The following is a 13,670-nucleotide window of genomic DNA, read 5'->3' on the forward strand; positions in this document are numbered from 1 at the left end:
CGATGCGGCCACGATGCGACCATTATAGCCGTATCGCCGCGCTGGATCCGTAGGCCGGATGGGGGAGAACGCTTATTGCTGGACGGTATCGCTGACCGTGCTGGTGGTGCGCTGCTGCGGCGCTTCCGGCTGCAATTGCTTCAGTTCCGCTTCCGAGATGTAGTCGAACAGCTTGATCACTTTCTGCACGCCGCTCACGCCCCGCGCCACGTCGGAGGCGACCGTGCCTTCGCGCTGGGTGACGCGGCCCATCAGGAAGACGGTGCCGTTTTCCGTGACGACCTTGAACGAGGCGGCCGAGATGGTTTTCATGTCCACCAGGCTGGCCTTGACCTTGGCCGTGATCAGCGCATCGTTCGAGCGCGAGGTGTAGCTGGCCGGGCCGGCGATGATCAGCTCATTGGCCACCGATTCCACGCCTGCGATATTGCGCACTTCGCGCTCGACGGCATTTTTCATCGCTTCATCGCGCACTTCGCCCGTCAGCAGGACGCGGCGGTTGAAGCTGGTGACGTTCACGTGGCCCACGTCGCCGACGATGGAGGGGATGCGCGACTCGCCTTTCAGCGCGATCGACTTGTCTTCGGTCTGGGCGCCCAGGGTGCGGCGGTCGGCCGCGGCGACGCCGCCCATCACGGCGCCGCCGACCATCAGTTCGATGCAGCCGGTGAGCGAGGTGAGCATGGCGCCGCACAGCAAGGCGGTCGCCAACGGGCGTTGTATGCGTTTCCAGCCTGGGCCAGTACCGAATTTAGTCATTCACGTCTCCTCCGAACAAGGCGACATCGATGCCGTCGCAAATGCAGTGTATGGTTGTCAAATGTACTTCCTGGATGCGCGCCGTGCGTTCGGCCGGCACGCAGATATGCACGTCGGCGTCCGTCAGCATCTTGCCGATGGCGCCGCCGTCCTTGCCCGTCAGCGCCACGACGCGCATTTCGCGCTCCAGCGCCGCTTCCACGGCTGCCATCACGTTGGCCGAATTGCCCGAGGTGGAGATGGCCAGCAGGATGTCGCCGGCCTGGCCGAAGGCTTGCACCTGCTTCGAGAAGATGTCGCGGTAGCTGTAGTCGTTGGCCACGGCCGTCAGGATCGACGTATCGGTCGTCAGCGCCAGCGCCGGCAGCGGAAAGCGTTCGCGCTCAAAGCGTCCCACCAGCTCGGCCGCGAAATGCTGGCAGTCGGCGGCGGAACCACCGTTGCCGCAGGCGAGGATCTTGTTGCCGTTGGACAATGCATAAAACATCAGGTCGATCGCCTGCGCAATGGGTTGCGCCAGTACGGTGGCGGCCTGGATCTTGAGTTCGGCACTTTCGTGGAAGTGCGAGAGGATGCGTTGATTATTCATAGTCTGCCGATTATAGTGCAGGCGCGCGGCATGGCGGACAAGCACTGTTAAAAATGCTTACATATCGAGGATGTTCTTCAGCCAGGTGATGCGCCCGCCATCGATGGCCAGCGCGTCGAAGCGGCATGGCGGCAGCGTTTCTTGCCCCTGCAGCCAGGTTTGCGCCGCGTACACCATGCGCCGCTGCTTGGCTGGCGTGATGCTGGCCAGGGCGCCGCCGAAGGCCCGGCTGGAGCGCAGCCGCACTTCGACGAAAACAATGGAGGGGCCATCGCGCATGATCAGGTCGAGTTCGCCGCCCCGGCACAGGTAGTTGCGTTCCAGCAGCACCAGGCCTTGCAACAACAGATATGCGAGCGCATCGTCTTCCGCCTGCCGCCCGTCCCGTCCCTGCGCGCGCCTGCGCTTGGCGGGGAAGGGCCAGGACGGCATGGCGCCTTGTTCCTATTGCGTCAACGGCAAGGCGGCCGGCACGGGCACTTCCTTCGGCGGCCAGGTGCCTAGCACGCCCTGCTGGTAGCTGGCCGCCTGTTCCGTGCGTTCGAACACGCTTTGGCCATGCTCGAAGCGCACGGCCAGACGGCCCGTCACGCCATCGAGCGTAAACGGCGCGTTCGGCCGCAGCGCCACTTCGCGCGCCACGCGGAAGGCATCGATGCCCAGCGCATACAGGCGTTCCATGTCGGCCGTCAGGCGGCGTTCGGCCGGCTGCGGCGGCTGCGGATACACCATCACCTGCGGATGGTCGCGCTGCACCTGCCACGGCAAGTCCAGCAGGCGCGTGCCGTCGAGCTCGGGGCCGCTGGCGCCGCGCCCCGTGCCCGGATTCAGCGAGGACGTGCCATACAGGGGCAGGTCGCTGCCGATGGCCACGCGCAGCTGGCGCGCCTGGTCGGCGTCGAGCGCGGCAAACAGCAGGCCCGGCGGCGTGGCGGCCAGGCGCGCGCGCAGCTGCACCATCTCGGCATCGCTGAGGTAGCCATTCACGGCCGACAGTTCCACCAATTCGACTTTACCGCCCTGGCGCAGCCATTCCTGCTTGAAGGCGGCGCTGGTGCGGCGCTGCGACGGCGAGCCGGCCGACAGGATCAGCGCGTTGGCGCCCGGCTGTTCGCTGGCGGCCCAGGCGGCGACCTGGCGCGCTTCGGCTTCGATCGACAGGCCCATGATGAGCATTTTTTCGGGCAGGCGCGTCTCGCCGCGGTTGTCGGGATGGTTCAGGGCGATGGTGGGCTTGCGCACCAGGTCGCTATTCGCCACGGCCGTGACGGCGGACCGCGACAAAGGCCCCACGACGATGTCCTGTTCCTCTTGCGCTTGCGCAAACTTGTCCAGGACGTCGCCGCTGCCGTCGCCCGTATCGATCACCGTCACTTCGAAGCCGCTGCGGTCGCGCTCGTACGCAGCCATGAAGCCGGCGCGCAGCAGTTCGGCGGCCGGACCCAGGGACGCCGAGCGCAGCGGCAGCAGCAGGCCGATGTGGCGCACATTGCCATCGGCTGGCGCCGGCGCCGTGGCGGCCGGCATGTCGAGCGGTGTGCCGGTGGCCGGCTTGCCCTTGACGGGCGCCAGCGGCGCGCCACTCTCGTCGTACGAGGTAATATTCGGCACGGCCACGGCAAATGTCACCGGTTCCGGCGCCGGCGGTTTCGGCGGCACGGGCGGCGGCAGCGGCTTCGGTGGCGGTAGTGGCCTTGTGTTAGATTCAATAGGCGCGCACAATTGCCCGGGCGCGTCGCAAGGCGTGCTGCAAGCGCTCAGCATGCCGGTCGCGGCACAAACAAGCAGTAACTTCACACTATTAGCAAGCATTTAACCTCCAAAATGACCGTACAAGAAATCAGTTCCATCGCCAGCCTGCCCATCATGACAGAGGCGGCGCACCAGGTCTATCCTAGCGCAACATTGTATATAGTGGCCACGCCGATCGGCAATGTGACCGATATCAGCTTGCGCGCGCTGCATTTGCTGAGCATTGCCGATGCCGTCGCCTGTGAAGATACGCGCAACACGGCGCACCTGCTGACGCGTTTTGGCCTGAACAAGCCCTTGATTGCGGCACATCAACATAACGAACGGGAAGTGGCGGAAACGCTGATTGCCCGCCTGCACGCCGGCGAACGCATCGCCCTCGTCTCGGACGCCGGCACGCCGGCCGTCTCCGACCCCGGCGCGCGCATCGTCGACGCCGTGCGCGCGGCCGGCCTGCGCGTGCTGCCCCTGCCCGGCCCGTCTGCGGCGATCACCGCCATTTCCGCCAGCGGCCTGTTGAATGACCAGTTTTACTTTGTCGGCTTCCTGCCGGCGAAAGCCAAGCAGCGTGAAAACATGCTGCACAGCCTGCGCGGCGTGACGGCGACGATGGTGTTTTATGAGGCGCCGCACCGCATCCTCGATTGCGCCACGGCCCTGGCGGCAGCGTTCGAGCCGACGCGCCAGGTGGTGTTCGCGCGCGAACTGACGAAAATGTTCGAGGAAATCCACCGCTGCCCCCTGTCCGAGGCGGAAAGCTGGATCCGTGCCGACGCGCACCGCGAAAAGGGCGAATTCGTCGTCCTGCTGGAAGGCGCCACCGAGGCGCAGGACGCGGAAGACGTGGAAGCGGAACGCATCCTGAACATCCTGCTGGCCGAATGCAGCGTCAAGCAGGCGGCGAATCTGACGGCGCAAATCACGGGCCGCAAGAAAAACGCCCTGTATGAGCGGGCGCTGCAGTTGAAGGGGCAGGAATAAGGGGATGGCAAGATACCCGGATGGGGTATGTTGTCAGGCTCACCACTTGCAGCCGCTATCCTTCTTGTCGAGCAACATCAGCACGGGCGCCAGCAAGCCCGCGCCCGCATAGTCTGTCCTGCAATCGCCGCGCTTGCCTTGCGCGATATCGCGCGCCAGCTGGGTTTCCGTGCGCAGCGGCTTGTCGGGGATCTGCCCCACGGCCGTGCCCACCTTGGACGGATCGCGTTCGCCGGCCATCTTGCGCGCCGTTTTCCTGGCCGCTTCCATGTCGAATTTCGGCGTCTCTTGCGTCAATGCATCGGGACTGGCCGCCGGCGCGGCCGGCGATGCCGGTACGACCGTGATGGCTTGCGGGCTGGCCGCTGGCGCCGTGGCCGCCGCTGGCGTTTCCGTGGCAGTGGCGCGTTTCGGCTTGCTGACGGGCTGGGCTTCGCGTTTCGGCTTGACCTCGGCGACGGGTGGCGGGGGTGGCTTCGCCGCCAGCGGGCGTATCCACACGGCAATTGACTCGACCTTGGTGCCCGTTTCGGGCAAGACTGGCGGCTGGACGTGGCGCCACAGGTAAATCAGGGCGCCATGCAGCAGCAAGGACACGGCGATGCCCAGCGCGATACCGCGGCGATTCGAGACGGACCGGCCATCGCCGCCATCTGCGCGTATTCTTGTACTGAACTCCATTGCCGTCGTCGCCTTCATGTCTGATCGGGAAAACCTGCGTGTCGAGTGTCGCATACTTCAATCGTTTTGAAAAATACACGGCTTCCTGTGCTGCCCGTAAATAATTTACACAGAGTTTCACCTGACCCTTGACCGAAGTCGATACGGGCTGTATTATCTTGGTCTTCGGAGTGTGGCGCAGCCCGGTAGCGCACCTGGTTTGGGACCAGGGGGTCCAAGGTTCGAATCCTTGTACTCCGACCAAATTTGTAGAAAAAAACCCAAGAGTTTAGGCTCTTGGGTTTTTTTTCGTCTGTATGGTTCAGGCAGGACTGAATAAGCCGGCGTAGGTCGGGTTAGCGCCAGGCGCGTAACCCGATAACAGTGTTGGCCATGACCTCGGTGACGTCGGATTACGCGTGGCGTTGCCACGCTAATCCGACCTACGCAGCGATGCGTTTTGCCGCGATGGCGTTGCCGGCGCGGCTGGAACCCTTGCGCCCCAGCTGCTGCGAGATGAACTGGCCCGCGTCCACCACCAGGTCGAGGTCGATGCCGGTGGCAATTCCCAGTCCCTGCATCATGTACAGCACGTCCTCGGTGGCCACGTTGCCGGTGGCGCCCTTGGCGTAGGGGCAGCCGCCCAGGCCCGAGACGGACGAATGATAAATCGCGATGCCCGTTTCCAGGCTGGCGTAGATATTTGCCAGCGCCTGGCCGTAGGTATCGTGGAAGTGGCCGGACAGGCCGCCGACATGGAAGGCCGCGATGGCGCGCGCCATCACCGCCTGCGTTTTGCGCGGCGTGGCCACGCCGATGGTGTCGGCGATGTCGATCTCGTCGCAACCGAGGTCGCGCATGCGAGCCACAACGTCGGCCACGGCGTCGAGCGGCACGTCGCCCTGGTAGGGGCAGCCGAAGGCGCAGCTGATGCTGCCGCGCAGGCGCAGGCCGTGTTCCTTGGCCGCCTTCGCCACGCCTTCGAAGCGGGCGATCGATTCGGCGATCGAGCAGTTGATGTTCTTTTGCGAGAACGCTTCGGATGCCGAACCGAAGATCACCACTTCATCGGCCTTTGCCGCCAGGGCGGCATCGAACCCCTGCATGTTCGGCGTCAGCGCCGAATAAATGGTGCCTGGGCGGCGCGCGATCTTTTCCATCACTTCCGCGCTGGTGGCCATCTGCGGCACCCATTTCGGCGAGACGAAGGACGCCGCCTCGATATTGGCGAAGCCCGCCTGCGTCAGGCGGTCGACCAGTTCGATCTTGACGGCGGCGCTGATGGTTTCCTTCTCGTTCTGCAGGCCGTCGCGCGGGCCCACTTCGACGATCTTGACCTGTTTCGGCAAACTAGCTTGAGCGTTCATTTCAATATCCTTGCAAACGGTTGACGATGCCGGCGACCATGTCTCCGGCTTGCAGGCGGCGCATCTTGGCGGCGATCTGCGCCACGCTTTCGCGGCGCAGGGTGGCGGCCGAAATATGCGGCGTGATGGTGATGCGCGGTTCTTGCCAGAACGGGTGCTGCTGCGGCAGCGGCTCGTTGCGGAAGACGTCGAGGGTGGCGCCGGCGATGTGGCCGGAGCGGATCAGGGTCAGCAGATCCGGCTCGGCCACATGCGCGCCGCGCGCCACGTTGATGACGTAGGCGCCCGGCAGCAGCATGGACAGGTGCGCGCGATCGAGCAGGTTGTGCGTCTCCGGCGTGAGCGGCAGCATGCAGACCAGCACGCGCGTGCCGCGCAGGAAGGCTTCGAGTCCCTCTTCGCCGGCGAAGCACGCGACGCCGTCGAGGTCCTTCCGGCTGCGGCTCCAGCCGCGCAGCGGGAATTCGAACTGCGCCAGCGCCTCGAGCACGCGCGTGCCCAGCACGCCCATGCCCAGCACGCCGATGGGGAAGTCCGCCTTGTCGAATGCGGGCAGCGGTTGCCAGATGCCGGCGCGCGCCTGCGCCTCGTAATCGTCGAAACGGCGGAAGTGGCGCAGCACGGCGTGGCTCACATATTCGGCCATCTGCACGCCCATGCCCGCGTCGTCGAGGCGCACCAGCGGCACGTGGCCGGGCAGCGCCTCGCCAAATTTCAGGAGGGCGTCGACGCCCGCGCCCGTGTTGAAGATGGCCTTGACCCCGCTCAATGCCGGCAGCATGGCGGCGGGCGGCTGCCACACGACGGCATAGTCGCATGGCGCGATCGTGTCGCCCTCGCGCCAGAAGACGATCTCGGCCTCGGGCAGCACGTCACGGAAGTCGGCGATCCACGCCGCTTCCTTGCCGTCCGAACGTTGTAGAAGAATGCGCATGGACGTTTCCAAGAGCGCTCCTTATGCGGCTGCCTTGAAGGCCAGCAGCGGTGCGCCATCGGCCACCTGGTCGCCGACCGCATACAGCACGTCTTCCACCAGGCCGTCGTGCGGTGCGGCGATCGTGTGCTCCATCTTCATCGCTTCCATGATGACCAAGGGCTCGCCCTTCCTGACGTCCTGGCCCTTGTTCACCAGCACGGCGACGACCTTGCCCGGCATCGGCGCCGTCAGGCGGCCGCCTTCCGCTTCCGTTTCGCCCGCATGCGCCATCGGATCGCTGTAGTGCAAGGTGTAGTGCAAGCCGTGGGTAAACACGTGGAATTGCTCGCCGTCGCGGCGCACGGTGCCGTGCACGGCGCGCTCGCCGAACTTGATGTGCAGTTCCCCGCCGGTGCGCGCCGTCAGGGTCAGGGGCTGGCCGTTGAACAGCCAGCCATCCGTCCGGTAGGCGATGCGCGCGGCGTAGGCCTGGCTGTCGCCGGCCTGGGTAAATTCGTCGGCAAACGCCAGGCTGCGTCCCAAGGTGCCGTTCAGGCGCCAGCCGAGGGCATTGCCCCACGGGTCGGCGCGGTGCTCCGACTGCGCTTCGGCGGCCGCTTTTTCTTCCAGCAGCAGGGCGACTGACGCCAGCGCCAGGGCCGTGTCGGGTGCCGCCTGCAGGGCGGGGAACAGGGCGTCGTGATTGCGCTCGATCAAACCCGTATCGAGGTCCGCGCTGGAGAATGCCTGGCCTTCGACCAGGCGCTTCAAAAAGGCGATATTGCTGGCCAGTCCCACGATCTGGTATTCGGACAGCGCTTGCGCCATGCGCGCCAGCGCCTCGCGGCGGTCCGCGCCCCAGACGATCAGCTTGGCGATCATCGGGTCGTAGAACGGCGAAATGGCGTCGCCTTCGCGCACGCCCGAATCGATGCGCACGGAGGCCGGCACCACCGCTCCGCCCAGCTCGAACGTGACGGCGGAGGGCGACTGCATATGGCGCAGGGTACCGATCGACGGCAAGAAGCCCTTTTCCGGGTTTTCCGCATAGATGCGCGCCTCGATGGCGTGGCCGTGGATGGTCAGTTCGTCCTGTTTTTTCGGCAGCGGTTCGCCAAAGGCGACGCGCAGCTGCCATTCCACCAGGTCGGTGCCGGTGATCATTTCCGTCACCGGATGCTCGACCTGCAGGCGCGTGTTCATCTCCATGAAGTAGAACGAGCCGTCCTGGTTGGCGATGAACTCCACCGTGCCCGCGCCCACGTAGCCGACGGCCTTGGCGGCGGCGACGGCCGCCTCGCCCATGGCGGCGCGGCGTTCGGCAGGCATGCCCGGCGCCGGCGCCTCTTCCAGCACCTTTTGATGGCGGCGCTGTACCGAGCAATCGCGCTCGAACAGGTAGATGCAGTTGCCGAGCGTGTCGGCAAACACCTGGATTTCGATGTGCCGCGGGCGCGACAGGTATTTCTCGGCCAGCACCTTGTCGTCGCCGAAAGAGCTGATCGCTTCGCGCTTGCACGAGGCCAGCGCGGCCTTGAAGTCGGCGCTGTTGTCGATGACGCGCATGCCCTTGCCGCCGCCGCCGGCCGAGGCCTTCAGCAGGACGGGGTAGCCGATCTTGTCGGCTTGCGTGTGCAGGAAGTCCGCATCCTGTTCCTCGCCGTGGTAGCCGGGCACCAGGGGGACCTGGGCTTTTTCCATCAGCGACTTGGCGGCGGACTTGGAACCCATGGCGCGCATGGCGGACGCCGGCGGGCCGATGAAGACCAGGCCTGCAGCGTGGCAGGCGTCGGCGAAGTCCGCGTTCTCGGAGAGGAAACCATAGCCGGGGTGGATCGCCTGCGCTCCGGTGGCCAGCGCCACGGCGATGATCTTGTCGCCGCACAGATAGCTTTCCTTGGCCGGCGCGGGGCCGATCAGCACCGCTTCGTCGCAGACGGCGACGTGCTTGGCGTTGGCGTCCGCCTCCGAATACACGGCGACGGTCTGGATGCCCATGCGGCGCGCGGTGGCGGCGACACGGCAGGCGATTTCGCCGCGGTTGGCGATCAGGATTTTAGTGAACATGGTCTCTCTCTATTCTCTCAAAGGTGCAGCGGTCTCTTGATGGACCTGGTCTGTTGGCTTGTCGGCTTACGCGCTGCGCGCTAAGCCGACCTACGGATGGTGAGGCGGTATTCGTAGGTCGGGTTAGCCGGCACGGCGTAACCCGACAGGGCTGGATCAGCAGCCGCACTTCTCTTTCTGCACCGAGTCGAGCATGGCGCCGCGCGTCTGCAAGCCCAGCTTGTTCAACAGGGTGCGGTCGTCTTCCGCTTCCGGATTGTCGGTGGTGAGCAGCTTGTCGCCGTAGAAGATGGAGTTGGCGCCGGCCAGGAAGCACATGGCCTGCACGGCTTCGCCCATCTGGCGCCGGCCGGCCGACAAACGCACGCGCGCCTTCGGCATGGTGATGCGGGCCACGGCGATGGTGCGCACGAATTCGAACGGATCAAGCGCCTCCAGGCCATACATCGGCGTGCCTTCGACCTGTACCAGGTGGTTGACGGGCACCGATTCAGGATACGGATTCAGATTGGCCAGCTGGGCGATCAGGCCGGCGCGCTGCAGGCGCGTCTCGCCCATGCCGACGATGCCGCCGCAGCATACTTTCAGGCCCGCTTCGCGCACGCGGCCCAGGGTGTCCAGGCGGTCCTGGTATTCGCGCGTGGAGATGACGTTGTCGTAGAACTCGGGCGCCGTGTCGAGGTTATGGTTGTAGAAGTCGAGGCCTGCGTTCTTCAGGCGGTCGGCTTGCCCCTCTTCCAGCATGCCCAAAGTAGCGCATGTTTCCAGGCCCAGTGCCTTGACCTTGGTCACCATCTCTTCGACTTTTTCCATGTCGCGCTCTTTCGGGCTGCGCCAGGCGGCGCCCATGCAGAAGCGCGTGGCGCCGTTGGCCTTCGCCTGGCGCGCCGCGTCGAGCACCGTGTCGATGTCGAGGATTTTCTTCGCTTCCACGCCCGTGTCGTAGCGGGCCGCCTGCGGGCAGTAGCCGCAGTCTTCCTCGCAGCCGCCCGTCTTGATCGACAACAGGGTCGCCAGTTCCACGTCGCCGTCCGGGAAGTTGGCGCGGTGGGTTTGCTGGGCCTTGAACATCAGGTCATTGAAAGGCAGGTCGAACAGGGCCAGCACATCGGCGACGGGCCAGGTGGCCGCTTCCGGCACGGTGATGCGCGCCGCAGGGCGGTGCAGTTCGACGGTTTTTGCTGCTTCTTGGACGTGAGACATGTGATTCCTTCGCTTCTATTTTTGAGTACGTTCAGTTGTTTGGTTTAATTCTGCGACCGCTGCGCCGGCCAGTTGGGCAGGCCGGTGAAATCGAGATACGCCGCCGCCGCTTCCGCGCTCGGCTGCGCCAGGCGCGGTACCTTGCCCAGCAGCGGCGCCGGGATGCGCTCGATCAGCGCATCGATATTTTCGTCGAGGAAGCGCATTTCCACTTCCAGCGTATTGGCGACCCAGCCGACGACGCTCAAGCCGCGCGCTTCGATGGCTTCCACCGTCAGCAAGGCCTGGCTGATGCAGCCCAGGCGCATGCCGACCACCAGGATCACGGGCAGGTCGAGCTGCTGCGCCAGGTCGGCCGAGTCGAAACCGGGCGACAGCGGCACGCGGAAGCCGCCCACGCCTTCGACCACGACGGCGTCCGAGGCGGCGGCGATTTCCAGGTAGGCGGCCAGGATAGGCACCGATTCGATGCTCACGCCTTCGAGGGCGGCGGCGATGTGCGGCGCCGCCGGTTCCTTCAGCATGTAGGGCGTGGTCAGGCTGCGCAGCATGGTGACGTTGCCGGCGGCGATCAGGCTGTCGGCGTCTTCATTATGCAGCTCGCCGTCGCGCATCTCTGCGCCGGCGGCCACCGGTTTCATGCCGCAGGCGCGCACGCCGCGCGCGACCAGCGCGTGCAGCAGGGCCGACGAGGTCAGGGTCTTGCCGATTTCCGTGTCGGTGCCGGTGACGAAACAGGCAAAGTGCGATGGCAGGCCGCTGGCGGCGGGCGCCGGCTGCACGGCCGGCGCCAGGTCCGCCAGCACCTCGGCCACGATAGGATCATCAAGGCTCATGGCGAGTCCTTTCCAGGGTGTTGACTGCGTTGATCAATTGCGCCACTTCCTGCGCCGTATGGCCGGCCGACAGGGTCACGCGCAGGCGCGCCGTGCCCAATGGCACGGTGGGCGGGCGGATCGCGCCGACCCACAGGCCCTGTTCGTACAGGGTGGCGGCGATGGCCATCATTTCCGCGTTCTCGCCGACGATGACGGGCTGGATGGCGGACAGCGACGGCAAGGCTTGCCAGCGTTGCAGCTGCAAGCCATCGTTCCATTGCGCCACCAGCGCCGCCAGGTGGGCGCGGCGCTGCCGGCCTTCGTCGCCGGCGATGATGTCCAGGCTGGCCAGCAGCGCGTGCGCGAGCGCGGGCGCGGCCGCCGTGGTGAAGATGTAGGGGCGGGCCTTCTGGATCAGCGTTTCGATGACGGCGTCGTGCGCGCAAACGAAGGCGCCGCCCACGCCGGCCGATTTGCCCAAGGTGCCTACATATACGAGGTGCGGCGAATGCAGGCCGAAGTGTTCCAGCGCGCCGCGGCCATGTTCGCCCAGCGCGCCGAAACCGTGCGCGTCGTCGACCACCAGCCAGGCGCCATGCCGCTCGCACAGGGCCAGCAGCGCGGGCAGCGGCGCCAGGTCGCCATCCATGCTGAAGACGCTGTCGGTGACGACGATCTTGTTTTTCGCTGTGCTTTCCGCCAGCAGCGCCGCCAGGGCATCGAGGTCGGCGTGCGGATACACGCGCGTCTTGACGCGCGCCAGGCGCGTGCCGTCGATCAGCGAGGCGTGGTTCAGCGCTTCCGAGAAAATCTCGGTATCCGGGTCGCCCGCCGACAGGGCGGTCAGCACGGCCAAATTGGCCATGTAGCCGGTGCAGAAATACAGCGCGCGCGCATTTTCCAGGTTGACGCCGACAAAATCGGCCAGGCGCTCTTCCAGTTGCGCGTGGGCGCGGCCATGGCCGCTGATCAGGTGCGAAGCGCCGCTGCCGGCGCCATACAGGCCGGCGCCCTCTTGCAGCGCCGCCACGATGCGCGGATGCGATGCCAGGCCCAGGTAGTCATTGCTGCAAAAAGCCAGCATGGTGCGGCCATCGACCGTCAGGCGCGGCGCGCATGGCGTGTCGACGGTGCGGCGGCGGCGGATCAGGCTACGCTCTTCCAGCCCTTGCAGCTGCCGTTGTAATCGCGTGATCAGTTCCATCTCAGGCCCCGATCACTTTGTTGAAGACGGCCAGGGTCTGCCGGCCCAGGCCCGCGATTTCGTCGTCGTCGAGGATATACGGCGGCATCAGGTAGACGGTGGCGCCGATGGGGCGCATCAGCAGCTCGTGTTCCAGCGCCGTGCTGAAGAAGCGGCGCGAGAAATCGGGCGCCGCGTCCACCGCATCGAAGGCCCAGATCATGCCCTGCTGCCTGAAGTTGTGTACTCTTTCGTGCTGCGCCAGCGGCGCCAGCGCTTGCGTGATTTTGGCGGCGCGTTCGCGGTTGGCCACCAGCACATCGTCTTCCTCGAAGATGGCCAGCGTCGCCAGCGCCGCACGGCAGGCCAGCGGATTGCCCGTGTACGAGTGCGAATGCAAAAAGCCGCGGCGCACGTCGGTGCTGTAGAAGGCCTGGTAGATGTCTTCGCGCGTCATCACCAGCGACAAAGGCAGGTAGCCGCCGCTGATGCCCTTTGAGAGACATACGAAATCGGGCCAGATGCCGGCCTGTTCGCAGGCAAAGAAGGTGCCCGTGCGGCCGCAGCCGACGGCGATTTCGTCGAGGATCAGATGGACCTGATAACGGTCGCACAGGGCGCGCACCAGCGCCAGGTACAGCGGGTCGTGCATGGCCATGCCGGTGGCGCACTGCACCAGCGGCTCGATGATGATGGCGGCGATCTTGTCGGCCTTCTGCTGGAACAAACGCTCGACGTCGGCGGCCGCGCGGCGCGCCACGTCCTGCGCCGATTCGCCCTCGGCCGCCTGGCGGAAGTCGGGCGACATCACCGTCTGCGACGCGCGCAGCAGGGGGCCGTAGGCATCCTTGAACAGGGCGACGTCGGTGACGGCCAGGGCGCCGATGGTTTCGCCGTGGTAGCTGCCCTTCAGGCAGACGAATTCCTGTTTCTCGCCCTTGCCGCTGTTGCGCCACGCGTGAAAGCTCATTTTCAGGGCGATTTCCACGGCCGAGGCGCCGTCGGACGCATAAAAGCTGTGGCCCAGCACGCCGCCCGTCAGGGCAGACAGCTTTTCAGACAGCTCGATCACCGGTTCATGCGTGAAGCCGGCCAGCATCGCGTGTTCCAGGCGGTCGAGCTGGTCCTTCAGTTCCGCATTGATGCGCGGATTGGCATGGCCGAACAGATTCACCCACCAGGAGCTGATGGCGTCCAGGTAGCGTCTGCCTTCGTGATCGTACAGCCAGGCGCCGCGGCCATGGCTGACGGGGATCAAGGGGACCGTCTCGTGATGCTGCATTTGCGTGCACGGATGCCACACGCTGCGCAGACTGCGTTCGACCCAGCCCGATTGTTTTTCTGCTTTCAAAACTGCTCCAATGATATTCTTAGT

13 protein-coding genes and 1 tRNA gene are annotated in these 13,670 nt (G+C 65.6%); 2 read left to right on the top strand and 12 right to left on the bottom strand.

The genetic code is table 11. From position 1 onward, the window contains the following. Positions 1–72: 72 nt before the first annotated feature. Genes O0880_RS19015 through O0880_RS19030 form a run of 4 tightly spaced genes read right to left on the bottom strand, consistent with a single transcriptional unit; the run spans position 73 to position 3,007 of the window. Complete coding sequence (locus tag O0880_RS19015; RefSeq protein ID WP_289888077.1) at positions 73–759, bottom strand: BON domain-containing protein; 687 nt, start codon at positions 757–759, stop codon at positions 73–75. Next, entirely contained in the window at positions 752–1,348 is a 597-nt protein-coding gene (locus tag O0880_RS19020) for a phosphoheptose isomerase (protein WP_071325998.1), read from the bottom strand. The genes O0880_RS19015 and O0880_RS19020 overlap by 8 nt, the downstream gene beginning before the upstream one ends. 57 nt (positions 1,349–1,405) lie before the next feature. Continuing rightward, complete coding sequence (locus O0880_RS19025; protein WP_289888080.1) at positions 1,406–1,780, bottom strand: YraN family protein; 375 nt, start codon at positions 1,778–1,780, stop codon at positions 1,406–1,408. Positions 1,781–1,792: 12 nt separating this feature from the next. Next, positions 1,793–3,007: a penicillin-binding protein activator gene (locus O0880_RS19030; protein WP_289888081.1), complete on the bottom strand. Its 1,215-nt coding sequence runs from the start codon at positions 3,005–3,007 to the stop codon at positions 1,793–1,795. Positions 3,008–3,172: 165 nt separating this feature from the next. On the opposite strand from O0880_RS19030, the gene rsmI reads away from it, so the two are divergent. After that, entirely contained in the window at positions 3,173–4,081 is a 909-nt protein-coding gene (gene rsmI, locus O0880_RS19035) for a 16S rRNA (cytidine(1402)-2'-O)-methyltransferase (RefSeq protein WP_071326001.1), read from the top strand. A 39-nt stretch (positions 4,082–4,120) separates the two neighbouring features. On the opposite strand, the gene O0880_RS19040 is transcribed toward rsmI, so the two are convergent. Next, positions 4,121–4,780: a hypothetical protein gene (locus O0880_RS19040; protein ID WP_289888083.1), complete on the bottom strand. Its 660-nt coding sequence runs from the start codon at positions 4,778–4,780 to the stop codon at positions 4,121–4,123. Positions 4,781–4,928: 148 nt separating this feature from the next. Here O0880_RS19040 and O0880_RS19045 point away from each other — a divergent pair. Beyond that, a tRNA-Pro gene (locus O0880_RS19045) sits at positions 4,929–5,005 on the top strand. A 179-nt stretch (positions 5,006–5,184) separates the two neighbouring features. Here the strand turns inward: O0880_RS19045 and O0880_RS19050 are convergent. From O0880_RS19050 to bioA, 7 genes are all read right to left on the bottom strand, one after another. Then, positions 5,185–6,108: a hydroxymethylglutaryl-CoA lyase gene (locus tag O0880_RS19050; protein WP_289888084.1), complete on the bottom strand. Its 924-nt coding sequence runs from the start codon at positions 6,106–6,108 to the stop codon at positions 5,185–5,187. Between the two features lies 1 nt (position 6,109). Beyond that, entirely contained in the window at positions 6,110–7,042 is a 933-nt protein-coding gene (locus O0880_RS19055) for a glyoxylate/hydroxypyruvate reductase A (protein WP_289888085.1), read from the bottom strand. Between the two features lie 21 nt (positions 7,043–7,063). Then, entirely contained in the window at positions 7,064–9,091 is a 2,028-nt protein-coding gene (locus O0880_RS19060) for an acetyl/propionyl/methylcrotonyl-CoA carboxylase subunit alpha (RefSeq protein WP_289888087.1), read from the bottom strand. 156 nt (positions 9,092–9,247) lie between these two features. Next, entirely contained in the window at positions 9,248–10,294 is a 1,047-nt protein-coding gene (gene bioB, locus O0880_RS19065) for a biotin synthase BioB (protein WP_071326006.1), read from the bottom strand. Positions 10,295–10,338: 44 nt separating this feature from the next. Continuing rightward, positions 10,339–11,130 (bottom strand): dethiobiotin synthase, encoded by a 792-nt coding sequence (bioD, locus tag O0880_RS19070; protein ID WP_071326007.1) that lies wholly within the window; start codon positions 11,128–11,130, stop codon positions 10,339–10,341. After that, positions 11,120–12,316 carry an 8-amino-7-oxononanoate synthase gene (gene bioF / locus O0880_RS19075; RefSeq protein ID WP_289888092.1) on the bottom strand — a complete coding sequence of 399 codons (1,197 nt, stop codon included), beginning with the start codon at positions 12,314–12,316 and terminating at the stop codon, positions 11,120–11,122. The genes bioD and bioF overlap by 11 nt, the downstream gene beginning before the upstream one ends. Before the next feature lies 1 nt (position 12,317). Then, positions 12,318–13,646: an adenosylmethionine--8-amino-7-oxononanoate transaminase gene (bioA, locus tag O0880_RS19080; RefSeq protein WP_289888093.1), complete on the bottom strand. Its 1,329-nt coding sequence runs from the start codon at positions 13,644–13,646 to the stop codon at positions 12,318–12,320. Between the last annotated feature and the right edge of the window lie 24 nt (positions 13,647–13,670).

This window comes from Janthinobacterium sp. SUN118, from assembly GCF_030397695.1.
GTDB lineage: Bacteria > Pseudomonadota > Gammaproteobacteria > Burkholderiales > Burkholderiaceae_D > Janthinobacterium.

Bases quoted from the DNA above. Each gene is read 5' to 3' on its own strand.
- O0880_RS19025 (WP_289888080.1), bottom strand. From the start codon at position 1,780: ATGCCGTCCTGGCCCTTCCCCGCCAAGCGCAGGCGCGCGCAGGGACGG.
- O0880_RS19040 (WP_289888083.1), bottom strand. From the start codon at position 4,780: ATGAAGGCGACGACGGCAATGGAGTTCAGTACAAGAATACGCGCAGAT.
- bioF (WP_289888092.1), bottom strand. From the start codon at position 12,316: ATGGAACTGATCACGCGATTACAACGGCAGCTGCAAGGGCTGGAAGAG.
- O0880_RS19060 (WP_289888087.1), bottom strand. From the start codon at position 9,091: ATGTTCACTAAAATCCTGATCGCCAACCGCGGCGAAATCGCCTGCCGT.
- bioD (WP_071326007.1), bottom strand. From the start codon at position 11,130: ATGAGCCTTGATGATCCTATCGTGGCCGAGGTGCTGGCGGACCTGGCG.
- bioB (WP_071326006.1), bottom strand. From the start codon at position 10,294: ATGTCTCACGTCCAAGAAGCAGCAAAAACCGTCGAACTGCACCGCCCT.
- O0880_RS19015 (WP_289888077.1), bottom strand. From the start codon at position 759: ATGACTAAATTCGGTACTGGCCCAGGCTGGAAACGCATACAACGCCCG.
- rsmI (WP_071326001.1), top strand. From the start codon at position 3,173: ATGACCGTACAAGAAATCAGTTCCATCGCCAGCCTGCCCATCATGACA.
- O0880_RS19020 (WP_071325998.1), bottom strand. From the start codon at position 1,348: ATGAATAATCAACGCATCCTCTCGCACTTCCACGAAAGTGCCGAACTC.
- O0880_RS19050 (WP_289888084.1), bottom strand. From the start codon at position 6,108: ATGAACGCTCAAGCTAGTTTGCCGAAACAGGTCAAGATCGTCGAAGTG.
- O0880_RS19055 (WP_289888085.1), bottom strand. From the start codon at position 7,042: ATGCGCATTCTTCTACAACGTTCGGACGGCAAGGAAGCGGCGTGGATC.